The following is a 25021-nucleotide window of genomic DNA, read 5'->3' as shown; positions in this document are numbered from 1 at the left end:
TCTATCATTTCCGGTTGAATCTGTATGCGTTGGCGCACCATACTGCTGCAATCGTGGTGTATAGCAGAAGCGAGGGAACGCGTAGCGGATAGTCCGTCAAGCTAGCCAGAGCAAGCATGACAATGACCGCGAAGCCCGACCGGCCAAGAATTTGAGTCGAATAATCCGGATCGCTTGAGATCGCGCCGCGCCGACGGTGCAAAACCAACAATGCGGCGCTCGCCATCATGCCCGCCCATAGTAATAGCAGCAATGCTGGCACGCCTCCCGTCAACAGCCATTCGGCGAAATCATTGTGGGCGTGATTGAAGTAGGACGTGGTAACGAGTTTATCGGGCTCATGGATCTGATAGACTTCGACAAAGGTTCCGAAGCCGCTGCCGAACGGAAAAAAATTGCCGATGGCATCGGCGACGACCGGAAAAGCGCGCACGCGCAGTTCCGACGACGGGTCGGTTTCCAGCAGTCGCGACAGTGCTGGCGTCTGGGTGACAACAATCACACCAATGACGAGCAACAGCACCGCGACGCCCAGCCCAACAAGGCGCGATCGGTGCCGCCCACGAGTTCCCACAACGCGCCCCTGCGCGGTCGGCGCCCGATAGACCCACCATGCGAATGCCAGACCGAAAACCGCGAGCAAAATGCCCGCGCGCGACCCGGTCATCAGGATGAAGGCCAGGAGGAGGCAACCGGCCGTCAACGTCATCGCACGGTGAAAGAACAGCGTGTCCGGTTTCCCCTTGAACAAGGACAGGTTGGCGGCAAGTATGGGATAGAGCGTCGCGAGAAAGGCCGCATGATGATTGCGGTTGGCAAAAAGTCCGACCCCCAAACCGTTATTGGTGATCCTGTAAAAATAGAGAGCGCCGTGCGAGGGACCTATCGCCTGGATCATTCCAATCACGCCGCTGAACAGGCCGATCCCCAGGATGACATATAGCAATTGCCGATGCTGGCGCGCCTCCAGCGCCAGCGCGGCAAGCAACACAGCCACTGGGCCCGCCAGCGAAAAAAGCGCATTCCAAGTCCGTGCCTGAGCCATAGACAGCGGTTGCCAGGGCAATTGCATTCCAGCCGCTCGATAGACGTCGGCGACTATTTCGCGTCCCGGCAATGTCGCCCAGATGGCGGGCGGCAATGGAATCACATGCAATAGCAGCAGCAAGACGACCGCCATGGCGAACAGTAGGAGCGACTTGCCGCGCCGCCAGGCTTCTCCGCCGCAGGTGACTGCGGCCAAGCAGAGCAGAACTGCGGACAGGGGACGCCAGATCAGCAAGGAAACGATGTCGTCGCGGCCGCTGCCGACCATCAGAAACGCCGCTCCCAATAGGATCAGCGTGATCACGAACGCTGGGCGCTCCAATCCGCCCACGTCTGCTTTGCGCCGAATCCTGTTCATGAAATTATTCTGCATATGGCAGTGCACTCCCACAGGCACCCGCAGTGCGCAAGTTCCCGACCTGTTCAGTAGCCGTCAAGCGGTCGGTTTGCGCATAGTCAGGAACAGCGCGGCGAACAACCGCCATTGCCTTGCCAATCTCCGCATTGTCGAGCGCCTGTTCCAGTTCGTCGAGCAACGCCGAAAGCTCTGACCAGCCAAGCTTCACTTCCTGCGCGCGCATGATGCGGCGGTGTTCGGTCGGCAGTGGATGGTCGCCGAGCAGCAATTCCTCGTACATTTTTTCGCCAGGGCGAAGGCCGACTTCCTCGATCGCGATGTCTCCATCGGGGTTGATTTCGTCGCGAACGGTGCAGCCCGATAGCTGTATCATCGAATAGGCGAGGTCGTAGATGCGGATGGGCCGCCCCATATCGAGCACGAATACCTCTCCGCCCTTTGCCATCGCTCCGGCCTGCATCACCAACTGGGCGGCCTCTGGAATCGTCATGAAAAATCGCGTCACGTCGCGATGCGTCAATGTAATCGGGCCGCCCGCAGCGATCTGGGCCCGAAACCGCGGCACGACCGACCCGCTTGACCCGAGCACATTACCGAACCGCACCATGGAAAAAATAGTCCCGCTTTTCATATCGGCGCGCGCTTGGAGAACCAGCTCGCAGATGCGTTTCGACGCACCCATGATGTTGGTCGGTCGGACCGCCTTGTCCGTACTGACGAGAACGAAGCGCGACGCACCCACGCGTTCGGCTTCGATACAGCAGCGGTAGGTGCCGAATACATTGTTGCGAAGACCCGAGATCGGGTTGGCCTCGACCAGCGGCACATGCTTGTAGGCCGCGGCGTGAAACACCGTTTGCGGCAGGTGGCGATCCATGATGCGCCTAGCCACCATGGATTCCGAAATATCGGCAAGCTCTGCAACGATCTCAACGCCGCCATCCGCCACGGGGCTTTCCTCAAGCTCGGTAAGGATCGTATAGAGCGCGAATTCCGATTGCTCAACGAGGATGATGCGGCGCGGGCGGCGCGCAAGTATCTGCCGGCACAATTCCGATCCGATCGAACCTCCGGCACCCGAAACCAGCACGACCTTGTTCTCGATCGCGCCCTTCAGCAGCGATTCGTCCGGCGGAACGGCGTCGCGCCCAAGCAATTCCTCAACCTGCACATCGCGCAAATCCCTGACGGACACCTTTCCTTCTAGGATGCTTCCCATGCTGGGAAGCGAGCGGACGCGCACCGAATGCGGCTTCAACTGCTCGACGATCTGCAATCGCCGCGACCGAGGGACGCTTGGCAGGGCCAAAAGTATTTCGTCGAGCGCCAACTCGCTGATCACGCGGCCGATATCGTTTGTGCCGTGAATCCGCACGCCGTCGATCCGGTGGCCTTCGACGCTCGGATCGTCGTCCAGATAGCCCGCGAGCGCCACATGCCCGTCCTGACGGATCGCAAACCCCAGTTGCTGCCCCGCCCGTCCGGCGCCGTAAATCGCCACGCGCCGCCCCCGAGCCTGACGGGCGACGTGTAGAATATCGACCAGAGCATAGCGGATCGAAATGCGGCTGAGCGCAAGCAAAAGCAGCAGAATCATCGGCTGAAGCACGCCGATCGTCCGCGGCACCCCGGCAATCCCGATGAACATGAATATCGTGATCATCGGCAGCGAAACCAGCAAGCAAGCGGCGGCGATATCCATCATTGTCCGACCGCCCGCGAAGCGGATGATCGAGCGATAGATACCGCACCACCTAGCGGCAATCAGCCAGGATGGAATAACCGTCACGACGACAATCCCGACGGTCGGACTAATGAGATCCCATGCCCCGATTCGAATGGAAAACGCCAGCCAGACCGAGATCAGGCAAAGCATCAGATCCATGATCAGCGCAATAAGACGACGCAACGGGCGCGGAAGATCGGCGAGCCGCCGCAATCCGACGACGATCGAGTCAATGACTAGGGTCGAAAAGTCATCGGATCGCGGCCGGATCGTCATCGAAAAAGTCCAACTTTCACAAAATTGTTCTGATTAATAAGGGCATTCCGCGTCGTCAAAACATCCCCCGTAACACTTTACCCCGAGAAAAAGGCGCGTGTCCGGCCAATAGAGAGTAGGACCTGGTCAAGCAACGGCAAAGACCGGAGCAGGGACCGCCCCTAATCGAACGACGATGCGTCCACACTGGGCCCCGCACCGCCGGGTTCGGAAACGCCTCGGGTTTTGAGGAAGCGTCTTACCGTCCCTTCCAAGACGATCGCCGTTAATACGCCGGATTGATAAGCCCCAGTGTCGATGCCTATCCGGTTCGGCCATTCGTCGACCTCGTCGCGGATCGTATGTCCGTGGACGATCATCATCCCGTGGTCGCGTTCGTCAGCCAGGAAATCTTCCCGGATCCAGCGCAGGTCGGCGAGCGCCTGCCTTTCCAGAGCCACGCCCGGACGGATGCCAGCATGGACAAAGACATAATCGCCGATCGTGATCATGTCTTCGCCCTGCCCGAGAAAATCGACATGCGCCGCGGGCACCATTGCGGGAAGACGCTCGGCCACCTCTTCGAAACTCGCGGAAGACAGGCTCACATCGCCTTTCCAATAACTGTGGACGGTCGCGTCGCCCCCGATCCGCATGAAATAGCGCAAACGGCGGACATCGCCGGTTAGCGCCGCGAGAAAACATTCCTCGTGATTACCAATCAGCAAACGCAAATCCTGGAACTCGTCGCGCAAGCGGATCGCCCGCTCGACGACCTCGGCAGATTGCGGACCGCGGTCCACCAGATCGCCTAGGAGTATCAGCGTCACCCGCGCAGGGCTGCACGCTTTATTATCGGCGCGAATCAGGTCGACGAGCTCCGCAAAAAGATCGTCGCGCCCATGAATGTCGCCGATCGCATAGACACGTTGCCCCGCAGGGATGGCGAAGCTGCCCCGCACGACGGGATCGGGCTTGCTCTTGCGCTTCCAGAACATCAAAAGGGATCCAACTTCCAAATAATTTCGCTGGCGACGCGGGCGACCGGGCCATTGTGCATCTGGCTCCCCTAGCCTCCCGGCCGGCAGCAGACAATGACGGTTTGATGAGGCAGACGTTGCACCGTTCTTTCGATCACTTTATGCAGCAAACGGGCTCACTTAAGAGTGTTGCAATCTTTGCTGCTTAATCAAGCATTAGCCTCCAGCGATTGCCTTTTTCGCTCGGGGCGGCCAGTGTCAGAGGATCGATCGATGAAAGTGATGACGGTCTTCGGCACGCGGCCCGAAGCGATCAAGATGTTTCCCGTTGTTCATGCCCTACAGGGACATGATACGATCGACGTGCGCGTCTGCGTGACCGCACAGCATCGCGAAATGCTCGATCAGGTTCTCGACATCGCGCGCATTACGCCCGATGTCGACCTCGACGTCATGACTCCCAACCAGTCGCTCGACGCGCTGCTCGCTCGCCTCGTGACCGGTCTCGGCGAGACGTTCGAGCGCGAACAACCCGAACGCATCCTCGTCCATGGCGACACGTTGACGACGATGGCGGCGACGCTCGCGGCCTATTTCCGCAAGATTCCCGTCGACCATGTAGAGGCTGGGTTGCGTAGCGGCAAAATCTACCATCCCTGGCCCGAAGAGGTGAACCGCAAGGTGGCGGGCGCGATTGCCGATCTGCATTTTGCGCCGACCGAAACGGCGGCGGCCGCGCTGCGTGCCGAAAATGTGCCGGCGGAGCGCATCCATGTGACCGGCAATACGGTGATCGACGCCCTGCTCGCCACCCAGGCGCGCATCCGCGAAGAGCCCGCGCTGGCCGCAGGGCTCGACGCGCTGACCGCGCGCTTTGCAGGCAAGCGCATCATTGCGGTCACCTCGCACCGCCGGGAAAATTTCGGCGAAGGCATGAAAGCCATCGCCGAATCCATTGCCGCAATCGCCGCGCGCCCGGATGTCGCAGTGATTTTCCCTGTCCACCCTAACCCGCACGTGCGAAGCGCAATGGAGCCCATTTTGGGCGCGCTGGACAATGTCGCGCTGATCGATCCGCTGGATTATCCGCATTTCGTCCGCCTGCTCGACCTTTGCGATCTCGTGCTGACCGACAGCGGCGGGATACAGGAGGAAGCGCCCGCGCTCGGCAAGCCCGTACTGGTCATGCGCGAGACCACCGAACGCCCCGAGGGTGTTGCGGCCGGCACCGCACGGCTTGTCGGTACTGACAAGAACCGTATTGTTACCGAAATATTCAGCCTTTTGGACGATGAGGCGAGCTATAACGCCATGGCGCGTGCCCATAATCCCTTTGGCGATGGCACCGCGGCGAAACAGATTGCGGAGATTATTGCACGTGCCCATCGATAGCGAACAGACGGTCTGCGTCCTAGGCCTGGGCTATATCGGATTGCCGACAGCCGCCCTGATTGCGCGGTCGGGCTGCCGGGTCACCGGAGTCGATGTCAGCCAGCAGGTCGTCGACACGGTCAACAGCGGGAAGGTGCATATCGAAGAGGTCGATCTCGACGGGCTGGTGCAGGGCGTGGTCGCGCGCGGATCGCTGACCGCCGCCACAGCCCCTCTGCCCGCCGATGTTTTTGTGATCGCCGTTCCGACCCCGCATGATGAAGAGCATCGCCCCGATATCGGCCATGTCCTGTCCGCCACGCGGGCGATTGCGCCCGTGCTGAAGGCTGGCAATCTCGTCATCCTTGAATCCACCTCGCCCGTGGGCACGACCGAGAAGGTCGCCGCACTGCTTGCCGAGCTGCGCCCCGACCTCAAGGTGCCCGGGGCGTGCAGCGGCGCCGCCGATATCTTCATCTCCTATTGTCCGGAGCGGGTTTTGCCGGGACGCATTTTGGTCGAGCTGGTCGATAACGACCGCTGCATCGGCGGGATCACGCCGCGCTGCGCGCGCCGGGCGATGACCTTTTATCGCCAGTTCGTGCGCGGCGCCTGCATTACCACCTCGGCGCGGGCCGCCGAAATGGTGAAGCTGGTCGAAAACAGCTATCGCGACGTCAACATCGCCTTTGCCAATGAATTGTCGATGATGGCCGAGGAAATGGGCGTCGATGTGTGGGAGGTGATCCGCCTCGCCAATCGCCATCCGCGCGTGAACATTCTTCAGCCCGGCCCCGGCGTCGGCGGCCATTGCATCGCGGTCGATCCCTGGTTCCTCGTTCATGGCGCGCCCGAGCAGAGCCGCCTGATCCGTACGGCACGCGAGGTCAATATTGCCAAGACGGCGCATGTCATCGGCGCCGCCGAAATGCTCGTCGCCCAGCATCCGCAAGTGCGGGTGGCGTGCATGGGCCTCGCCTTCAAACCCAATATCGACGATTTTCGCGAAAGCCCGGCGGTGGATGTGGCGGCGGCGCTTGCCCGGCGCTTTGGCGAGCGCATTTCGATTGTCGAACCCTTTGCGAAGGCCTTGCCCGCCGAGTTCGACGGTAGCGGCGCCAAACTGATCGAGCTCGACAGTGCGCTGGCCTCCTGCGATCTGCTGATCGTGCTCGTCGATCATGAATTGTTCAAGTCCATTCCACTGGAAGAACGCGCCGACAAGATCGTTTACGACACGCGCGGCCTGTGGCCGGATCAACCCGCTGCAGCAGCCGGGCCGAGCCTGTCGCGCGTGGCGTGAAGAGGCGATGTATAAATACCATCCGGAAAAAATGGACGGTAGCTAGTTGACCAGCAAGCCTGTCGCATCCAAGGAATACGCGATGGCAAGACATCTTGAACAGCTTGTTGTAGAGAAACCGTGGGGGCGAACAGACATTCCTCCGGAGTTCGGAGAATTCGGGTCACGCCGCATTGGTGAAATCTGGTTTGCGCCGCCAAGTGGCGCCGCGTCTTCAATCTTGGTGAAATTTCTTTTCACTTCCAGTCGACTTTCTATTCAGGTGCATCCCGATGATGCCGCCGCCAAAGCGGCCGGTTACCCCCGGGGAAAGGAAGAATGCTGGCTGGTGTTGGAAGCCGAACCCGATGCAAAATTGGGCGTAGGCCTGACCCGCGAAAGCAACAGAGAGGAGCTAGAAGAGGCTGCTCTGAGCGGTGCTATTGTTGACATGCTGGATTGGCGCGAAGCAAAAACGGGCGATTTTGTTTATAACCGCGCGGGGGTCATCCACGCGATCGGCGCCGGGCTTACGCTCATCGAAGTTCAGCAAAATGTCGACTGCACCTATCGTCTATATGACTATGGAAGACCCCGCCCCCTTCATTTGGAAGAAGGGCTCGCGGTTGCAGCTATGGCACCGCACTGTGACCCCCGTGACACGCATGTAGACATGAATGCCAGCCGAGAGCTGGTCCACGACGGGCCATTCAACCTTCTTTACTTGGCGGGAACGGATTACCGCCCTTGCCTGCCGGAAAGACAGAGCGAATATAGCTTCGTCCCCTTGTCGGCTGGCTGTGAGATTGATGGCGACGCTGTTACCCTCGGGGAATGCGTCCTGACGGAATCCGCTGCAGCAATTTCGCTTGCCCCAAGCGCGCGCGCACTGCTCGCCTGGCCTGCATGATACGCTCTTTTCGAAGGTTCATATGAGCAAGATTGTCCCTGTCATTCTGTCGGGCGGCTCTGGCAGTCGGCTCTGGCCCGTTTCCACACCAACAGCTCCAAAACAGTTTCAGCCTCTGGTGGGCGTTGGCAGTATGTTTTCACAGACGCTCGCCAGGGCAAGCGACCGCACCCGCTTTACCGCTCCCATCATTGTATGCGGCGGCGCCCATGTCGGCCATGTGCGAACAGATCTTGACGCCGCCAAAATCACCGATGCGCAAATTGTCATCGAACCGGCGGCTCGTAATACGGCTCCGGCCATCGCTCTGGCGAGCTTGCTCGTCCGGGATCAGGACGCGGATGCGCAAATTCTTGTCATGCCGGCCGATCATGTGATGACCGATGTCGCTGCATTTCTCGCTGCTGTCGAAACGGTAAGAGCTGTTGTCGAAAAAGGCGCACTCGCAACCTTCGGCATTTCGCCATCCTATCCGGAAACAGGCTATGGTTATATAGCCGCTGGTTCCCCTCTCGCCCAAAACAGCATGGTCCACCACGTCGAACGTTTCGTGGAGAAGCCTCCGCGTGACAAGGCCGAAGACATGCTCGCAAAAGGTGGGCATTATTGGAATGCAGGAATATTCCTGATGCACGCCGAGGAGTTTCTGAAAGAACTCAACCGCCAGCAGCCCCGGATCGCGCAATCCTGCCAAATGGCGATGGATCGGGCGCAAAGGGATGGTCAGTGCATCTATCCGGAAACCGAGGCTTTTTCTGCCAGCCCTTCTGACTCCATTGATTATGCGGTCATGGAAAATGCCAGGAACGTCGTCGTAATTCCGGTTGATCCGGGATGGTCTGATGTCGGCGGCTGGGCAGCGCTACACGCATTGGATGACAAGGACATGCAAGGCAATGTGTGTAGTGGCGATGTTTTGGCCGTCGAAGCCAACAATAATTATTTCCGTGCCGATAAAGGGCGGCGCATCGCTGCCGTTGGCGTTTCCAATCTGGTCGTCGTCAGTCACGGAAATGATATTTTGATTGTCCCAAAGGACCGAACCCAGGAGGTGCGGGAAGTCGCGGCACGCCTGACGAGTCCATCCTCCCCAAACGCGTGAGACTTGCGACGGGCGTTCCCCTCACCCATATCGCCCCGCATGACGGATCAACCCACGCATAATTCCGCCCCTTGGCACGGAACCACCATTCTTTCCGCGCGCAGTGCCGACAAGGTCGTCGTCATCGGCGATGGGCAGGTGTCGATGGGGCAGACGGTGATGAAGCCCAATGCGCGCAAGGTTCGCCGGCTGCATGATGGCAGCGTGATCGGCGGCTTTGCCGGGGCGACCGCCGATGCCTTTACCCTGTTCGAACGGCTGGAGGCCAAGCTGGAGCGGCACAGCGGACAATTGCTCCGCGCCGCGGTCGAGCTGGCGAAAGACTGGCGCACCGACAAATATCTGCGCAATCTGGAAGCGATGATGATCGTCGCCGACAAGGATGTGACGCTGGTCATCACCGGCAATGGCGATGTGCTGGAGCCCAAGGGCGGGATTGCCGCCATTGGTTCGGGGGGCAATTTTGCCCTGTCGGCGGCGCGCGCGCTCGCCGATTATGAGAAGGACCCCGAGGTACTAGCGCGCCGCGCGATGGAGGTCGCCGCCGACATCTGTGTCTATACCAACGACCAGTTCACCCACGAAATCATCGAAATTCAGGCCTGAAGCCCATGAACAAACCCTTGACCCCGAAGGCGATCGTCGCCGCGCTCGACACGCATATCATCGGCCAGGACGCGGCGAAGCGTGCGGTCGCGGTGGCGCTGCGCAACCGCTGGCGGCGCCAGCAGCTTGCCGCTGAATTGCGCGACGAAGTCAGCCCCAAGAACATCCTGATGATCGGCCCCACCGGCTGCGGCAAGACCGAAATTTCGCGCCGTCTGGCGAAGCTCGCCGACGCGCCTTTCATCAAGGTGGAGGCGACGAAATTCACCGAAGTCGGCTATGTCGGCCGCGACGTCGAGCAAATCGCCCGCGATCTGGTCGAGGAAGCGGTGCGGCTGGAAAAGGACCGCCGCCGCGAAGCCGTGCGCGAGGCTGCCGAAGAGGCCGCGATGGAAAGGCTGCTCGACGCGCTGACCGGCAAAGGCGCCAGCGAGGCAACGCGTCAAAGCTTTCGCCAACGCGTTCGCGACGGGCATATGGACGATACCGAGATTGAGATCGAGATCGCCGAAGCCCCGGCCATGCCCTTCGAACTTCCCGGCCAGCCCGGACAGGTTGGCATGATCAACCTGTCTGACATGCTGGGCAAGGCGCTGGGCGGCGCGCCGAAAAAGCGGCGCAAGATGAAGGTCGTCGATGCCGCCTTTCGCCTGATCGAGGAGGAACAGGAGAAAAGGCTGGATCAGGATGATGTCGCGCGGGTCGCGCTTGCCGATGCCGAAGCCAACGGCATCGTTTTCCTCGACGAGATCGACAAGATTGCGGTGAGCGACGTGCGCGGCGGATCGGTCAGCCGCGAAGGCGTGCAGCGCGACCTGTTGCCGCTGATCGAAGGCACGACCGTTGCGACCAAATATGGGCCGATGAAGACCGACCATGTGCTGTTCATCGCATCGGGCGCCTTTCATGTCGCCAAGCCGAGCGACCTGCTGCCCGAATTGCAGGGGCGCCTGCCCATTCGCGTCGAACTGAGCGCACTGACCGAAGAGGATTTCGTCCGCATTTTGACCGAAGCCAAGGCCGGACTGCCCGAACAATATAGCGCGCTGCTCGCCACCGAAGGGGTGACGGTGAACTTTAAGTCGGACGGAATTGCGCGCGTCGCCCGGCTTGCCGCCGATGTGAACGAGACGGTCGAGAATATCGGCGCCCGCCGCCTGCAAACCATGATGGAGCGGCTGGTCGAGGAAATCAGCTTCACCGCCGAGGACATAGCGGGCACGACAATCGAGATCGACGCCGCCTATGTCGACAAGCAATTGGCCGACGTTGCGGGGGACACCGACCTCAGCAAATATGTGCTCTAGCGCGGCGCCTGTTTAATCTGCTGTCAATTCAACCGTTCAGCCCCCCGAACTTCATTTGACTTTGCCGCGTCGTCAATGCGATGAACGGACCAGTCGAACAATCCGGTGCGGACCGAAACGGAGACAGCAATGGACGAAGAAGAGGGCGCCGAGCAGGGCGAACTGGCGATCACGCGCACCGGTGATCGACTTCGCATGGCGCGCGAGGCTGCGAATCTGTCGCTTGCCGACGTTGCTTCGCGAACGCGAATCACGCAGCGGCACCTTGAGGCCATTGAAAATTCGGAATTTTCTGAACTTCCCGGACGCACCTACGTCACCGGATTCGCGCGCGCCTATGCCCGCGCGGTCGATCTGCCCGAGGCGGAAATCGGCGCAGAGATTCGCCGCGAACTGGAAGAACAGGAATATGCGGCGCGCCCGGTCTATGAAGCCTATGAGCCGACCGATCCGGCGCGTTTGCCGACCGCACGGCTGACCTGGACATTGGTGATCGTCACCGCGCTGCTGGCATCGGCCTATGGCGTCTGGCGCTTTTTGTCGGTCGAACCCGATGAAGCGTTGATTGCCGCGCAAAATCAGGCCGCCGACGCCTCCGAAGCCGCGGCCGGGCCGGCAAGCGATCCGCAAGCCAAGGCCGCTGCAACCGTTCCCGCCAACGCTCCCGTCGTGCTGACCGCGCACAGCGAAGTGTGGATCGGCTTTGACGACGACAAGGGCAAAACCGAAAATTGGCGCACGCTCGACGCTGGCGAAACCTATGAAATACCGGCGGATTATATCGAGCGATTCACCCTGCGCACCAGCATCCCGCAAGCGCTGAAAGTCACGGTCGGCGGCAAGGACGTCGGTTCGATCGGCCCGGCCGATACGCTGGTGAAAAATGTTTCGCTGAAACCTGCCGACCTGCTTGCCCGCGCGGGAGAAGCAGCCCCTGCCCCCGCCGCACGCGCTCCCGGTCAGTAATCCTTCATCTGCGAAGCGGCAAAAGGACGGTCCGGCGCGCCGAAAGGGGTTTGCGCTGGCACTAGTTGCCGCATTATGGGACATATTCGCATGAGAGATAATTGGCGGGGGCCATTTGGCAGATGAAAATGCATAAGCTTGTTCTGTTCACCACCGCAGCGGCCTTGCTGGCCGTTCCGGCATCCATTCCCACAGCGGCCGCGCAAGACGGCGCGATCGACAAAAGGGTCGAGCGGCTGGAGAAGGAAATGCGCGCCGTGCAGCGCTCAGTCTTTCCCGGCGGCAATCCAGCCTTTTTCGAAGGCGAGATTGCGCCCGACAATGTCCCCGGCGAGCGGGTTCGCAGCAATGCGCCCGTCATCGATCTGACGGCACGGGTCGATGCGCTGGAGGCGCAGCTTCAGACGCTGACCGGGCAAACCGAGCAAAATGCCTTTCAACTGCGCGAGCTGGAAAAGAAGTTCGCGACCTATAAGGCTGAGGTCGACAAGCGCCTGTCTGCGGGAACGGCAAGCGGCGCAGCGGATGGCGCCACCACGGAGGGCCAGGCCGTCGCAACCCCCGCCAGCCTGACGCCGAAAAAGACCGCGCCCAAGTCCGAAACGCCTTCCAAACCCGACGCGAGCCGGTTGGCCCTGGTAAAAAAGGTCGAAATCCCCGCAACCGGCAATGAGGTCGATGACGCCTATACCTATGGCTATCGCCTTTGGGAGGCGAAGCTTTACCCCGAAGCGCAAGCGCAGCTGAAAACGGTGGTGAGCAAATGGCCCGACCATCGGCTGGCCAGTTTCGCCCAGAATCTCTTGGGCCGCGCCTATCTGGACGAAGGAAAGCCCAGCTTGGCGGCCGTCGCCTTTTATAATAATTACAAGGACCGCCCCAGCGGCGCCCGCGCGCCGCACAGCCTGATGTATATGGGTGTCGCGCTCGACCGGTTGGGGCGCAAGGCCGATGCGTGCAAGGCCTTCCGCGAACTGGATGAAGTCTATGGCGACAAGGCCCCGCAGGATGTCCGTTCCGATGCTGCCGCCGCAAAAGCAAAAGCCGGCTGCTGAAACCGGCATTGAGGCGCGTTTGGCCGCCGATCTGGCCCGACTTGTCGGGACGGACTGGCGGCGCTGCCATTATGGGGTGGCTGTGTCCGGCGGGCCCGACAGCATGGCGCTGCTCTGGCTGATGACATCGCTTCTTCCCGGGCAGGTTTCGGCGGCCACGGTCGATCATGGCCTCCGGCGCGAATCCGCACAGGAAGCGCGCATGGTTGCCGGTTTTTGCGCGCGCGAGCATATTGCCCATGCAATCCTGAGCCCGTCTGCGCCGATCTGCGGGTCGCTGCAGGCGGCTGCGCGCAAGGAACGCTACCGATTGCTGGAACAGTGGCGCAGCGAGCGCTCGATCGACTATCTCGTCACGGCGCATCACGCCGATGATCAGTTGGAAACGCTGATCATGCGGCTGAACCGCGCCAGCGGCGTCGGCGGGCTGGCCGCAATCCGTGGGCGCAACGGGGCGGTCCTGCGGCCCCTGCTTCACTGGCGGCGCACCAGCCTCGTCCAGATTGCGCTCGACCAGCATCTTCCCTTTGTTGACGACCCTTCGAATCAGGATAGCCGTTTCGATCGCGCGCGCTTGCGCAAAGCCTTGAAATCCCAGTCACTGATCGACACCGAGGCCGCCGCACGCTCCGCCGAGTGGCTGGGCGAAGCCGATGAGGCGATTGATTGGACGGTGGAACAAATTCTGTCTTCCTGGCCCGAAACAGGCGATGCTTCGGCCATCCGTGACGAAGGCTATCCCGCTGAAATTTTTCGGCGAATCGTTGCCCGCCGGCTCAGCGCCAATGACCCTGCGCTCAAATTGCGCGGCAGCGCGCTCGACGGGGTGATTGCAGCGATGCGCGAAGGGCGGCGCGCGATGGTCGGATCGCTGCTGATCGACCCTGCTTCCAGCGCAAATGGCTCAATTTGGCGCATTTCGCCGGCTCCGCGCCGGAAAGCGCGTATAAAGGGCTGATTGGCGCATTGTCATTTAACGCTATCTTCCTATCTTGCAGATAGGAATGCGACACAGACCGCCCCGGCGGTACGCGATATTTTGTAAGAAAGACTCCGCATGCAGGATGACAAGGAACCGCAGGGCAATCCCTGGATGAAGAGCGTGATGATCTGGAGCGGCATCTTGCTCGCCATGCTCCTCATCGCCTCGATGTTCGGCGGGGCCGCACAGCCCGCGGGGACTCCCCTTGCCTATTCCGAATTCCGGCAAAAGGTCGAGGAAGGCGCGGTCAAGGATGTCGTGCTTTCGGAAGACCGGGTGACCGGCACCATGGCGAACGGCGACCGTTTCACCGCCAATGTCGTGCGCGATCCCGACCTTCTTAAAATGCTCAACGAACATGGCGTCAAATATGACGGCAAACCCGTCGAAACGCCGAATTTCTGGATGTATATGCTCGTCCAGTCGCTTCCCTTCCTGCTAATCCTCGCGGTCGCCTTCTTCGTTTTCCGTCAGGTGCAGAAGAATAATGGCTCAGGCGCGATGGGTTTTGGCAAGTCGCGCGCCAAGATGCTGACCGAAAAGCAGGGCCGCGTGACCTTTGACGATGTCGCGGGCATCGACGAAGCGCGCGAGGAGCTTGAGGAAATCGTCGAATTTCTGAAAGACCCGACCAAATTTTCCAAGCTCGGCGGCCAGATTCCGAAGGGCGCGCTGCTCGTCGGCTCGCCCGGCACCGGCAAGACCCTGCTCGCGCGCGCCATCGCGGGCGAAGCGGGCGTACCCTTCTTCACCATCTCGGGTTCCGATTTCGTCGAAATGTTCGTCGGCGTCGGCGCCAGCCGCGTGCGCGACATGTTCGAACAGGCGAAGCGCAATGCTCCCTGCATCGTCTTCATCGACGAAATCGACGCTGTGGGCCGCCATCGCGGCGCGGGTCTGGGCAATGGCAATGACGAGCGCGAACAGACGCTGAACCAGCTTCTTGTCGAAATGGACGGTTTTGAAGCCAATGAAGGCATCATCATCGTCGCGGCGACCAACCGCCCCGACGTGCTCGACCCCGCGCTGCTGCGCCCCGGCCGTTTCGACCGCCAGGTCGTCGTGCCGCGTCCCGATATCGAGGGCCGCCAGAAAATCCTCGAAGTTCACACCCGCAAGAAGCCGCTTGCCCCCGACGTCGACCTGCGCCGCATTGCGCGCGGCACTCCCGGCTTTTCGGGCGCTGACCTTGCCAATCTTGCCAATGAGGCGGCGCTGCTCGCGGCGCGCAGGGGCAAGCGGCTGATCGCCTCGAACGAGTTTGAAGAAGCCAAGGACAAGGTCATGATGGGCGCTGAGCGCCGGTCGATGGTGATGACCGAGGATGAGAAGAAATCCACGGCCTATCATGAGGCGGGCCATGCGCTCGTGTCGCTCCATGTCGAGGGCTGTGATCCCTTGCACAAGGTGACGATCATCCCGCGCGGCCGCGCGCTGGGCGTGACCTGGAACCTGCCCGAACGCGACCGTTATTCGATGAGCATGAAGCAGATGAAGGCGCGCCTTGCGCTCTGTTTCGGCGGGCGGATCGCCGAGCAGCTCATCTATGGCGAGGATGAGCTGAACACCGGCGCGTCGAATGATATTCAGCAGGCGACCGACATGGCGCGCTCCATGGTCATGGAATATGGCATGTCGGAAAAGCTCGGCTGGCTGCGCTATCGCGACAATCAGGACGAGGTGTTCCTCGGCCATAGCGTCTCGCGCGCGCAGAATATGTCGGAAGAAACGGCGAAACTGATCGACGCCGAAGTCCGCCGCCTTGTCGAGGAAGGCGAAACCACCGCGCGCAAGGTGCTGACCGATCATCTCGACCAATTGCACCTGCTGGCGGGCGCCTTGCTCGAATATGAGACGCTGTCGGGCGAGGAAGCTCGCCGCGCGATCAAGGGCGAAGATATCGGCCGCGATGACGATCAGGGCAAGACAGGCAAACCCGTTCAGGGCCATGCCGGTTCGCTGCCGCAGATCAAGCGCAAGCCCCGCCCCTTTGGCGACGCCAATCCGCAAGGGGCCTGAGCCCATAGCGGCGGCGAAAAGCGCGTTTGCGGGCGTGAACAGCGGGGACTGGCGCCAGCTGGCCCTGCCCCGCCGCCGCCTGCCGCCGATCCTTTCGCGTTCCTCCCTGCGCATCGGGGCCGCCACCTCGGCGGCCCTCTTCCTATGCGCCGCGGCGCCGGGCGAAATGAGCGTCGCGGCCTTTCTGGCCCGCGCCGATGCGCTGATGCCGCTCGGTCCCCTCGCGATCGCGACCCCCGAGGGGCACCGGCTGAAGGGTGAGGTGATTGCGGCGGGCAAGCGCTATAAGGCGCGGATTGACGCCCAGCGGCGCGCCGGACGCCCCACCACCAGTTGCCCGCCCGAAAGCGGCACGCTCTCCCCCGACGAATGGCTCGCCCATCTGCGCAGCTATCCCGCAAGCCAGCGCCCGCGCATCTCGATCAGCGTCGCTTTCGACGGCTTGATGCGCAAACGTTATCCCTGCCCCCGGTAAAGACCGGGCAGGATGCGTGCGCGGCTACGCCGTTCAGCTGCTGTCGCCGCCTCGCCTATTGGCCCGGTGAAGCCGGTGCCTGCGATAATGGCGCCGGCGACCGGGTTCCCAGCCGCCAGACCGCAATGCCGCCATACAGCAGAATCAGGAAGAGCAGGTTGAGCACTTCCGTTCGCTGCTCGCTCAGCGATGCCCCCATCTGATTGATGCCGATCATCAAATGAATACCCGGCGTGGAAGGCAGCAGACGCCCGAGCCAGACCAGCGACTGCGGCGTCGCCTCGGCCGGCCACGACAGGTTGGCGAGGAAATAGATGGGCAGCGAGGTGACGATCCAAAGCTGTACGGGCCGTTCGCGCGTTTCCAGAAAGCTCGCCAGCGCCATCGCCGCCGCCACCGTCGCCGCAACAAAGAGCAGCGCGGCCACCAGCAGGGTGACAATGTCCGCCCCGGCGCGCGGATAATCCTGGAACCAGAAGACGAAACCCGTCCAGTAAATAACCACCGCCAACCCGATCACCAGAAAGGCGCAGGCGATCCCGCCCAGGCTGGGCAGCGCAAAGCGATAAGGCCCGCGCTGTTCGCGCAGCGTCGCAGCCAGCATGGCAAGCCCCATCAAAATCGTCTGCTGGATGATCAGAAAGGTCACCGCGGGCACGACGGCGCTGCCATAGCCTTCGCGGGTGTTGAACAGGGGCCGCTGGATGAGGTCCAGCGGCGCTGCGGCCGGCGCGCCCTGCGCCATCGCTTGCGCCAGCCCTGCCTGTCGCCCGACGTCGCCCAGCGCGGCGCCTATGCCCGCGAGCGAGGTGCTGCTGCGTAGCAAAAAGGCGCCATTGCCATAAAGATTGACCCAGCCGGCCTCGCCCCGCAGCACCGATTGTTCAAAGCCGGACGGGATGACGACGAAAGCGTCGACCTCGCGCTTTTGCATCATCTGAAGCGCTTCCCGCCCCGACAGCGCGCGCGCGCGTATATCGGCTTGCTGCACCGCGCCCAGCTTGACCAGAAAGGCGCGGCTCAACCCGCTGTTATCCTCGTCGACGACGGCGATGGGAATATGCTCGGGAACCTCCCCCGAATAAGCCGAAGGATAAAAGAAAGAATAGAGAACCGCCGCCCCCACCAGCAACAGCACGACCGAGCGATCGGCGAACACGGCGCGAAAGGTCGCGCGAAAGGCAGACCAGAAGGAGGATGCCATCATCTTTTCCCCCAGGTGGAGGGCAACCGCGCCGCCGCGATGTAGCGCGGAATGCCAATCAGCGAACCAACCGCGAAAAAGCCGAGCATCACCCAGATCTGGCGCATGGAATAGGCCATGTCCGTGCCCATGACATATTGTTCGGCCCATAGTTTGACAAAGGCCGTATAGGGCAGCGCCAGGCTCCACCAGCGCGCAAAGGCCGATGCCGATTCAATCGGAAAAATTGCCCCGGAAAAAGCGAAGGAGGCGCCCGCAAAAATGCCCGCGACCGACAGCGACTGCGCCATTGATCGGGTCAACCCGACGACCAGCGCCGCCATGCCGACATAGGCCAGATACATGGCGATATAGCCAAAGAATATCATGGTCGCGCTGCCCTCGATCGGCCAACCGCGAAACCAGGAAAGATAGGCATTGGCGATGATGCCCCACGCCGTGAAGACCAGAAGATAAGGCGCAATCTTGCCCGCAACCTCCGCTACAGCATCGCTCCGGGACAAGGCGCCGAGCCAGGCGCCGATGGTGCCATCGCGCAATTCGCGTCCCAGCGCGCTGACGATCGCGACCATGAAAATCAGATGCAAAATGGCGGGCCACAACAGCCCGACGAGCTGCAACTCATAGCTGCCCTGGGGATTGAACAGTACGCTGGTCCGAGCCGCGACGGGTGGCGGGCGAATGGCGCCCGGCCCCGCGATCGCTGCGGTGGATTGGCCCGCCAAAGTGGCGGCGTAGGAACGGACAACCTCTTCCACCGCCCGCACCACGCCCCCCGAAGGGGTGGAATAGCTGGCATTGTACAGGATCGTCACCGCGCCGGTGTCCCCGCGCAGCGCGTCGCGGGTCATCTGCGGCGACAAGGCGACAATGGCATACACCTTGCGCGCCCGCACCAGCTTCTCGGCGGCCATCATATCATCCGGGGTAGCGGCGACACTCAGCCCGGGTGCGCTGTCGAGCCGCCGCGTCAATTCCCGGCTGATGGCGCTGCCGTCCGTATCGACGACCGCAATGGGCAAATCGCGCATCACGCCGCCTGCCAGTTCAAAGGAGACGAGCGCCAGCAGGATGGCGGGCATCAGAAACAGCATGGCGCGATCGAGCGCGCTGCCCTTCAGAAAAGCGATCTCCCGCCGAAATGCCGCCCGAAACGCCTTGCCCATGGCATCAGCGATCGCGTTCGAACAGCACGGTCATCCCGGGCCGCAGATCGCTGATCGGTTTCACGGGACGAAGGCGCACCTCAAAGCTTTTCACGTCAAAGCCCGACGACTGGCGCGTCGCGCGCCATGTGGCGAAATCCCCGGCAGGGGCCAGAAACACCACCTTGAAGGCTGCGTTGCGCTTAAGCGCGGGGATATGCCCTTCCATCTGGGCCCCCTTCTTCAGCCCTTGAAGCTGGTCTTCGCGAAGCGAAATCGTCACCCAGGGCGCCTGCGTCTCGGTCAGCATGAAAACCGGAAAACCCTGCGGAACCAGTTCCCCCGGCTGCGCGAGCCGGCGTCCCACTTCGCCATCGCTGGGGGCATAGATCCGTGCCTCGGCCTGTGCCGCCGCGACTTCGGCAACCGCGCCGCGCGCCTGCTGCGTCTGGCCATGGGCGGCGCGCTTGTCCTGGGGCCTGGCCCCCGCAACCGCCGCGTCATATTGCGCCCTCGCCGCACGCGCGGCCTGGGCATTGGCGATAGCATTGGTGCGGGCTTCGTCCGCCTTCTGACGCGCAACCACCCCTTCACGATACAGGCGCTGAGTGCGTTCCGATGTTTGCTGGGCAAGATCGGCGGCCGCCTGCGCCCGCTGCCACTGCGCCCGCGCCGCGGTGATATCTTCGGGCCGCGCCCCTTCTCTTGCCTTGGCCTCCTGCGCTTCCGCAGCCATCAGCACACCTTCGGCCTGGGTCGATTTTGCAGCCACCTCGGGGGTGGTCAGGCTGAAGATCGGCGTACCGGCGCGGACGAATTGGCCCTCTTCCACAAAGATGTCCTCGATCCGTCCGGTCAATTTGCTGGAAATGCGCAGCTCACGCGCATCGACCATGCCCTGGATCTGCACCGGTGCGGGCCGGTAGCTAAGCCAGAAGCCCGTGCCGAGCGCAGCCAGCACCGCCACCCCGGCCACAATCTTGATAACCGCACGCCCTTTCGTGCCGGAAGGGGCCGCGTCAACGGCGGGTTCGTCCGCCACCATATTCTGTTCCTTGGTCATGAAATCACCCTGTCCGCATGGGAGAGATATTCAGGCAGCGCTTCGATCTGGCCTGCCGCATGAAGCAGGTCAGCGAGCGCGCTGATATAATCATAGGCCGCCTGTGCGCGTTCGGTTTGCGCCCGCCCCAGCCCCAATTCGGCATCCACCACGTCCAGCGAGGTGGCAAGCTGGGCGCGATAGGAAAGCTGCTGCAGCCGCAGGTTTTCCTGCGCCGACGCAATGGCGCTGTCGTAAAGGGCAAAGCGGCGACGGGCGGATTCGGCCTCGTTCCAATATTTGGTCACGCCGATGCGGATTTGCGTTTCGGCTTCCCGGCGCCCCGCCTCTGCCCCCCGCACATTATGTTCAGCAGCTTCGACCATCTGCCGACGTCCTTTTCCGCCAATCAGCTTATAGCGGACCCCGACGCCGACCGACCAGTCGGGGTCGGTCAGCAGGCTGTGCGACCGATCAAAATTATATTGGCCGAACGCATAGACATTGGGGCGCAGCTCCGATTTCTGAAGCTCGACACCTGCCGCGGCCTGCCGCGAAAGCGAATCGAACCTCTCCAACTGCGGATGTTCGCCCATCGCCATCGTGACAAAGGCCTGTGCCGGTTCCAGTGCGCTGGAATCGACGGCCAGGGGACTGACCGGACGAACCCCCTCGGGAAGGCGCAGCAGCCCGGCCAAAACCATGTCGGCAGTTGCCAGACCGGACCGGGCGCGCTCCACTTCGCGCGCGGCTTCATCGCGCGCCACCTCGGCCTGCAGCCGCTGCGCGCGGCTGATAAAGCCTTCGCGTTCCAGCTTCGTTGCATCGCGCACATGCCGCTCCAGCCCTGCCAGAACGTCACGCCGGATGGCAAAAGCCTTGGCGGCCAATATCTGCCCATAATAGGTTTTGGCGAGCATCAGCAGCTGGTCGTCGCGGCTTTGCGCCCAGTCCGCCTCGGCTTCCTCCACCTGCGCGCGTGCGCCTGCCTGGGCGGCCGGAATTTTACCGCCGGAATAAAGCGGCAGGGTTGCGGTCGCGATGGGCCTGCGCCCCGTCTTTCGCTGCTGGAACTTCAGCGGGTCCGGCAGCCCGAAATGCTCGCCAATCGGAGCGAGCGGGCCCAGCGGCAATTCCACCGACATCTGATATTCCAGCAATTGCGCTTCGACGTCCACATCGGGACGCCGCAGGCTCTGGGTAGCCCCTTCCTGCGCCTCGCGCGCACGAACCGCGGCCTCCTTGGCGTCCAGCGCATCGGAAACCGCCACCAGCCGCGCCTGCGCCTCGGCATAGCTCAGCGCCGCTTCTTCTGCAGCAGCCACCGTCGCCCCCAGGCCGGGGGACAGCAACAGGACGGCGCCCAAAATACGGCGTGACGAAATCTCATCAGAAAAACGGGTAGAAAGAAAAACTATCTTTCGGACCTGTGCCGTTAAAATTCGACTAATCATAATAGCCAAACCCATTCCGGAAATTGAAGAAACATATGATTTTTGTATATGAAAAACTTACAGAAATCTTGTTAACAGATTTTATAGACAATAAACGCCGCTCAGTATCGACCTTGCCCGACGTTGGCCAGAGGTTTTTCCTTATCACCCTCTATGGATTTAACCATATTTCAGCTGCGCGCCTGTCCTTGCGCGATGGGCAAAGAGAAAGCTTTGCTATTCAGCCGCTCGAGCTACCGCGGGAGGGAGAAGCAAAGCCGGAAAGGCTTATGTCAGGAGTTCTGGCCGACAAGGCCCCGGCGCGGGGGCAGCGCCTGCCCGAATTTCATGGGATGGCTAATGATAGCCTTCGATGTGCCGGTCTTGCGCGCCTTTACGGACGCGCCCTGCTTCGCTTGGAAGAGCCGGGAACGAAAGCCTCGTCGAGAGCAGAGCCGATAAGGGCGAGATTTTGAATGGCCGCCAGACCCCATTGCGCCGCCGCATTGGTGGACAGGCCGGGCCATTCCACCATGCCCCCCGGCGCGGCCACACGCGGATCATGGTCCAGCGTTCCCAATCCCGCCTGACCAGAGAAAAATTCGCCCGATGCGCGCGCCGCCAAATCAGGGTTTTTGAGCCGGTTGGCGGCATAGGCGGTCAGCCGGGAATGCCCCTCTCGCAGATTGAAAGGCAGCTTGGCCTTGCCATATTGCGCCTCAAACTCCGCCGGGGGCGCATTATAAAAACGGCAATAGTTGAGCCATGCCGCGCGATAGGCCGGAACATCCAGAAGCTGCAGCAACTCCGAATTCAACTCGACGGCCCCAAAGACGGCATTGAGATGGGATATGCTCAGCTTTCGGACCGGGACAAAACGCCCGGTATCGAGATTATAGGGCGCATTTCCCGTGAGCCAGCCATTGGGCATGGCTCCGATCGATTCCATCCCTGCCACGATATGGTCGCGCCATTTCCGCTTCCCCGTACGCTCCCACTCGGTCAACCAATTGGCCGCAAGCGAGCTCCAGACGGTGCCGAAACTCATTTCCACATGGCGCGGCGGCAATTCGGTTGCGACGCGCCCGGGCACTTTTCTGCCAATCTCTATGTCAAGCAGCCGTTCGGCAGAGCCGAGCAAGGCGCGCATCAGGTCGCCCGTGCGTTCGTCGCAGGTAAGATAATAAAATATACGGCGGTAAATGGATGTGCTGATCCGCGGCTGTTTCGAGCTGTCGCTGAAATGCTGCACGCCATGCCGCGTGCCAAAGCCAGCGAAGCGGCCGAGATGATAAACATCGACTTCGCCGGTATGACGGGTCATGGCTTCGGCCAGGCGAAAGCTTTTTGCATCGCCCGTCCGCAAGGCCTGATACCAAAGCCACAGGTCGGTCGAGAGTTCGCTGTTATCCCACGCATATCCGCCAATGTCATATCGCCACTGTCGGCGGTCAGCGTCATAGCTATGCATGACGTCGCCATGGTCCCAAAAGCCGTACCAGCTGCGACGGTCGACTTCCTCAGAATAGAAATCGACAAGGTTCGCCAACTGATTTTCAATGGCCGCGCGCGCCGGAGTCGAACGGTCCGGAAGGCTCCAGTCCCCAAAGACGGCGGCCCGATGGAGATGCTCCGGTTCGGCCACGAGCCGAGCTGGCTCCGCCCCTCCCCTCGCCATCGCCCGAATCTCGTCCGCCGCGGGTGTCGCGGGCAAGGCCCAGAGAGTCAGTTCGCTGGTGCGCGCAATCCCGAACGATTGATCCCAGCCCGGCTCATAATCTTCGTAAGTAATTTCCAATCCGGCATTTTGCGCGTCATATCCTTCCATCCCCATGACGCCGCGATAAGAGCGCATGTCCATGGGCAAGGCGTCAGGCGACCAAAGCCATCCGGTAAGGCTGGTCACCTCTCCCCCGAGAGCATCGACGGTCAGGGCAGAGGGATGCCGCTGCCAAAAATATCGCATCGACAGGGCGGCTCCGCCGGCCGGGCTTGATACGCTGGCGAAACCCGGCGCCCTTCGCCCTTCGTCCGATCCGATCCACGCATGTCCGGTTCCAGTGCGTTTCTGCAGGACAAAACCATTGGCTGCATGCTGAAGAAGACGGAAATCATTCCATATGGGAATGGCGTCCAGCCGGTCGCGCACGACCGGGTTCATCTCCGCCAAGGGGACCGCGCGGCCCTCCACCTGCGCTGTTCGAACCTGCATTCCGCTGTCGCGCCGCAGGCCGGTGAGGGGCCGTGCTGCTTCGGCAAGCAGCCGCTCGTCCCCCAGGGCCACCCGTATGTGCCGGTCATAAGCTTCGCCGGATAGCGGAACATCGGCAGAGATCCCGATACCCGAAAGGAAATGCTTCTCCGGATCGCAGTCGTTCGTGAAGGAATGCACGACGCGCATGGCATTGGAGCCGGCATGGAAATAAAGGCGAAGCGATACCGGCAGGTGCGGAGCGACTTGCGAATGCCGCCCATCAAGACGGACAACGGCGCGAACAGGACCGGATTGTTCGACTGTTATCGTCTCGATTATGGGATCGAGCGGCCGCCGTCCCTGCCCCTCAGCGGATGTGGCCATGATCGCTTTCAACCGCACCGGGCCCATCACCCGGCGCCCATTCACATCAACCGACCGGACGATCGCGTCGGTGCCGGAGGCAATGTGCCATTCAACAGCTGCCGAGCGGACGATCCACCCCGTCCCCCGGCGTTCGACGGAAACGGGGGCTTCCGGTCGGGTGGGCCGGCCGGGCTCGATCCGGACCCGTTCGCTGGTGATTCCCGCGGGAAGTGCGTGCCCCGTCCACTTCACGCTTCCGTCCGGCCAGAAAGCGACGTTCCAGCTCTGGACGGCTATGGATGCACCATCATCGGCGACGGCGCGGAGCGAGGTTCGCGCGCCCAGCGCTCCCCGGGGCCACGCCAGTCCAAAGGTTTGACCGGTTTCATAATCTGGAGGACGTCCATCAAGCCATCTGGCGCCATTTGAAACACGCTTCGAACTTGTCTCGAAAGCGACGGAGGGGTGGGACAGGGCCGCGCCCGACAAAATGGTGGAAGCCAGAAAAATACGCCGCGGAACCTGCATGCCCTTCCCCATTATTTCACCGTCAAATTGCGGAATCGCAGGTGGCTTTTCGTGGTGCGGAGACCAAAATGGCCTTGTCCATACGGTGCCGGATCGGCCAAGCGGAAAAGCACCCGTCCATCACGGTGCACCGTTACGCCTTCAGCCTCCACCTTGAGAGCGATATGCGTCCAGACATTCGGTTTAAGCATGTGAACCGGATCGGAGAGATCGTGTGCGGGCAGCAGCGGCCGGTTGCCGCTCTCTCCCACATATCTGCGGAAGCGGGTCGTCGAATTCCGGTTCCCGCCGATCCCGACATAATATGCCCGCATATCATCATATTCTGCGAAGGCCCCGCTTCGCGGACGGGACAGCACATCGGACCCGTCCTTGTTGCTCGCCATCCAGAAGGCATTGAGGTCGCTGACGTGATCGTTGTCGCCGCCCTCTGACACAGCCATCGCGTCGAAAGAAATTTCAACGGGAGCGACGAGCGGCTGCTTCAACCACAAGGTCAAACCTTGCGGTGTATCAATATCCACGGTGCCGCCGGAGAAGCTTACAGTCGCCGCCGGATTTTCCGCCTCAACCGTCCACGCCTCCGGACGAGCGAACCCGTCGCTGCGATGGGAGACGCTGACCGCACAGGCGGAGAGGAGCCCCGCGGCCAGCGACATCAGGAGAGA

At 61.7% G+C, this 25021-nt stretch carries 21 protein-coding genes; 12 read left to right on the top strand and 9 right to left on the bottom strand.

Annotated features, from left to right (window positions below):
- Nucleotides 1-4 precede the first annotated feature (4 nt).
- The 3 genes from JV18_RS0100335 to JV18_RS0100325 all read right to left on the bottom strand — a co-directional run bounded on the left by JV18_RS0100335 (nucleotide 5) and on the right by JV18_RS0100325 (nucleotide 4384).
- Complete coding sequence (locus tag JV18_RS0100335; RefSeq protein ID WP_160174147.1) at nucleotides 5-1351, bottom strand: O-antigen ligase family protein; 1347 nt, start codon at nucleotides 1349-1351, stop codon at nucleotides 5-7.
- A 58-nt stretch (nucleotides 1352-1409) separates the two neighbouring features.
- The gene (locus JV18_RS0100330; protein ID WP_081944621.1) at nucleotides 1410-3407 is read right to left on the bottom strand and encodes a polysaccharide biosynthesis protein; all 1998 of its coding nucleotides are present in this window, start codon (nucleotides 3405-3407) and stop codon (nucleotides 1410-1412) included.
- Between the two features lie 161 nt (nucleotides 3408-3568).
- Complete coding sequence (locus tag JV18_RS0100325; protein WP_052071636.1) at nucleotides 3569-4384, bottom strand: metallophosphoesterase family protein; 816 nt, start codon at nucleotides 4382-4384, stop codon at nucleotides 3569-3571.
- A gap of 255 nt (nucleotides 4385-4639) precedes the next feature.
- Between JV18_RS0100325 and wecB the strand changes: the two genes are divergently transcribed.
- From wecB to JV18_RS0100270, 11 genes are all read left to right on the top strand, one after another.
- Nucleotides 4640-5758: a non-hydrolyzing UDP-N-acetylglucosamine 2-epimerase gene (gene wecB / locus JV18_RS0100320; RefSeq protein WP_033072918.1), complete on the top strand. Its 1119-nt coding sequence runs from the start codon at nucleotides 4640-4642 to the stop codon at nucleotides 5756-5758.
- Entirely contained in the window at nucleotides 5745-7040 is a 1296-nt protein-coding gene (gene wecC, locus JV18_RS0100315) for a UDP-N-acetyl-D-mannosamine dehydrogenase (protein ID WP_033072917.1), read from the top strand. The genes wecB and wecC overlap by 14 nt, the downstream gene beginning before the upstream one ends.
- 46 nt (nucleotides 7041-7086) lie before the next feature.
- Nucleotides 7087-7929 (top strand): class I mannose-6-phosphate isomerase, encoded by an 843-nt coding sequence (locus JV18_RS0100310; protein ID WP_235302690.1) that lies wholly within the window; start codon nucleotides 7087-7089, stop codon nucleotides 7927-7929.
- A gap of 22 nt (nucleotides 7930-7951) precedes the next feature.
- A complete protein-coding gene (locus tag JV18_RS0100305) occupies nucleotides 7952-9031 on the top strand; it encodes a mannose-1-phosphate guanylyltransferase/mannose-6-phosphate isomerase (RefSeq protein WP_033072998.1) in 1080 nt (359 codons plus the stop codon).
- A gap of 39 nt (nucleotides 9032-9070) precedes the next feature.
- Nucleotides 9071-9637 (top strand): ATP-dependent protease subunit HslV, encoded by a 567-nt coding sequence (hslV, locus tag JV18_RS0100300; RefSeq protein WP_033072916.1) that lies wholly within the window; start codon nucleotides 9071-9073, stop codon nucleotides 9635-9637.
- A 5-nt stretch (nucleotides 9638-9642) separates the two neighbouring features.
- Nucleotides 9643-10944: an ATP-dependent protease ATPase subunit HslU gene (gene hslU / locus JV18_RS0100295; protein WP_033072915.1), complete on the top strand. Its 1302-nt coding sequence runs from the start codon at nucleotides 9643-9645 to the stop codon at nucleotides 10942-10944.
- A 105-nt stretch (nucleotides 10945-11049) separates the two neighbouring features.
- Nucleotides 11050-11910, top strand: coding sequence for a helix-turn-helix domain-containing protein (locus JV18_RS0100290; RefSeq protein ID WP_235302688.1), 861 nt, complete (start codon nucleotides 11050-11052; stop codon nucleotides 11908-11910).
- Between the two features lie 128 nt (nucleotides 11911-12038).
- Nucleotides 12039-12965: a tetratricopeptide repeat protein gene (locus JV18_RS0100285; RefSeq protein WP_033072997.1), complete on the top strand. Its 927-nt coding sequence runs from the start codon at nucleotides 12039-12041 to the stop codon at nucleotides 12963-12965.
- Complete coding sequence (tilS, locus tag JV18_RS0100280) at nucleotides 12919-13923, top strand: tRNA lysidine(34) synthetase TilS (RefSeq protein ID WP_052071633.1); 1005 nt, start codon at nucleotides 12919-12921, stop codon at nucleotides 13921-13923. The genes JV18_RS0100285 and tilS overlap by 47 nt, the downstream gene beginning before the upstream one ends.
- A 99-nt stretch (nucleotides 13924-14022) precedes the next feature.
- Complete coding sequence (gene ftsH, locus JV18_RS0100275) at nucleotides 14023-15966, top strand: ATP-dependent zinc metalloprotease FtsH (protein WP_033072913.1); 1944 nt, start codon at nucleotides 14023-14025, stop codon at nucleotides 15964-15966.
- Between the two features lie 34 nt (nucleotides 15967-16000).
- Entirely contained in the window at nucleotides 16001-16441 is a 441-nt protein-coding gene (locus JV18_RS0100270) for a hypothetical protein (RefSeq protein ID WP_235302686.1), read from the top strand.
- A gap of 55 nt (nucleotides 16442-16496) precedes the next feature.
- On the opposite strand, the gene JV18_RS0100265 is transcribed toward JV18_RS0100270, so the two are convergent.
- The 4 genes from JV18_RS0100265 to JV18_RS0100250 are packed head-to-tail and all read right to left on the bottom strand — an operon-like array spanning nucleotide 16497 to nucleotide 21157.
- Nucleotides 16497-17648, bottom strand: coding sequence for an ABC transporter permease (locus JV18_RS0100265; protein WP_235302684.1), 1152 nt, complete (start codon nucleotides 17646-17648; stop codon nucleotides 16497-16499).
- On the bottom strand, nucleotides 17645-18811 hold the full coding sequence (locus tag JV18_RS0100260) for an ABC transporter permease (RefSeq protein WP_033072911.1): 1167 nt from the start codon (nucleotides 18809-18811) through the stop codon (nucleotides 17645-17647). The genes JV18_RS0100265 and JV18_RS0100260 overlap by 4 nt, the downstream gene beginning before the upstream one ends.
- Nucleotides 18812-18815: 4 nt before the next feature.
- The gene (locus JV18_RS0100255; protein WP_200879054.1) at nucleotides 18816-19853 is read right to left on the bottom strand and encodes an HlyD family secretion protein; all 1038 of its coding nucleotides are present in this window, start codon (nucleotides 19851-19853) and stop codon (nucleotides 18816-18818) included.
- Complete coding sequence (locus JV18_RS0100250; protein WP_160174146.1) at nucleotides 19850-21157, bottom strand: TolC family protein; 1308 nt, start codon at nucleotides 21155-21157, stop codon at nucleotides 19850-19852. The genes JV18_RS0100255 and JV18_RS0100250 overlap by 4 nt, the downstream gene beginning before the upstream one ends.
- 164 nt (nucleotides 21158-21321) lie before the next feature.
- On the opposite strand from JV18_RS0100250, the gene JV18_RS15100 reads away from it, so the two are divergent.
- A complete protein-coding gene (locus JV18_RS15100; RefSeq protein ID WP_144243819.1) occupies nucleotides 21322-21741 on the top strand; it encodes a hypothetical protein in 420 nt (139 codons plus the stop codon).
- Here JV18_RS15100 and JV18_RS0100245 read toward each other — a convergent pair.
- Complete coding sequence (locus tag JV18_RS0100245; protein ID WP_081944636.1) at nucleotides 21660-24353, bottom strand: exo-rhamnogalacturonan lyase family protein; 2694 nt, start codon at nucleotides 24351-24353, stop codon at nucleotides 21660-21662. The two genes, JV18_RS15100 and JV18_RS0100245, sit on opposite strands and share 82 nt — an antisense overlap.
- An 11-nt stretch (nucleotides 24354-24364) precedes the next feature.
- Nucleotides 24365-25012 carry a DUF6250 domain-containing protein gene (locus tag JV18_RS0100240; RefSeq protein ID WP_033072909.1) on the bottom strand — a complete coding sequence of 216 codons (648 nt, stop codon included), beginning with the start codon at nucleotides 25010-25012 and terminating at the stop codon, nucleotides 24365-24367.
- Nucleotides 25013-25021: the final 9 nt, after the last annotated feature.

It is taken from the genome of Sphingopyxis sp. MWB1 (genome assembly GCF_000763945.1).
Lineage (GTDB): Bacteria > Pseudomonadota > Alphaproteobacteria > Sphingomonadales > Sphingomonadaceae > Sphingopyxis.
The sequence above is the reverse complement of the archived record's forward strand: the minus strand, read 5'-3'. Positions and strand labels throughout refer to the sequence as shown.

Excerpts from the sequence above, each read along its gene's own strand:
- JV18_RS0100325 (WP_052071636.1), bottom strand. The coding sequence starts at position 4,384 with ATGTTCTGGAAGCGCAAGAGCAAGCCCGATCCCGTCGTGCGGGGCAGC.
- JV18_RS0100245 (WP_081944636.1), bottom strand. The coding sequence starts at position 24,353 with ATGCAGGTTCCGCGGCGTATTTTTCTGGCTTCCACCATTTTGTCGGGC.
- ftsH (WP_033072913.1), top strand. The coding sequence starts at position 14,023 with ATGCAGGATGACAAGGAACCGCAGGGCAATCCCTGGATGAAGAGCGTG.
- JV18_RS0100305 (WP_033072998.1), top strand. The coding sequence starts at position 7,952 with ATGAGCAAGATTGTCCCTGTCATTCTGTCGGGCGGCTCTGGCAGTCGG.
- JV18_RS0100265 (WP_235302684.1), bottom strand. The coding sequence starts at position 17,648 with ATGATGGCATCCTCCTTCTGGTCTGCCTTTCGCGCGACCTTTCGCGCC.
- hslU (WP_033072915.1), top strand. The coding sequence starts at position 9,643 with ATGAACAAACCCTTGACCCCGAAGGCGATCGTCGCCGCGCTCGACACG.
- hslV (WP_033072916.1), top strand. The coding sequence starts at position 9,071 with ATGACGGATCAACCCACGCATAATTCCGCCCCTTGGCACGGAACCACC.
- JV18_RS0100255 (WP_200879054.1), bottom strand. The coding sequence starts at position 19,853 with ATGACCAAGGAACAGAATATGGTGGCGGACGAACCCGCCGTTGACGCG.
- JV18_RS0100285 (WP_033072997.1), top strand. The coding sequence starts at position 12,039 with ATGCATAAGCTTGTTCTGTTCACCACCGCAGCGGCCTTGCTGGCCGTT.
- JV18_RS0100240 (WP_033072909.1), bottom strand. The coding sequence starts at position 25,012 with ATGTCGCTGGCCGCGGGGCTCCTCTCCGCCTGTGCGGTCAGCGTCTCC.
- JV18_RS0100260 (WP_033072911.1), bottom strand. The coding sequence starts at position 18,811 with ATGGGCAAGGCGTTTCGGGCGGCATTTCGGCGGGAGATCGCTTTTCTG.
- tilS (WP_052071633.1), top strand. The coding sequence starts at position 12,919 with ATGTCCGTTCCGATGCTGCCGCCGCAAAAGCAAAAGCCGGCTGCTGAA.
- wecB (WP_033072918.1), top strand. The coding sequence starts at position 4,640 with ATGAAAGTGATGACGGTCTTCGGCACGCGGCCCGAAGCGATCAAGATG.
- JV18_RS15100 (WP_144243819.1), top strand. The coding sequence starts at position 21,322 with ATGATTTTTGTATATGAAAAACTTACAGAAATCTTGTTAACAGATTTT.
- JV18_RS0100330 (WP_081944621.1), bottom strand. The coding sequence starts at position 3,407 with ATGACGATCCGGCCGCGATCCGATGACTTTTCGACCCTAGTCATTGAC.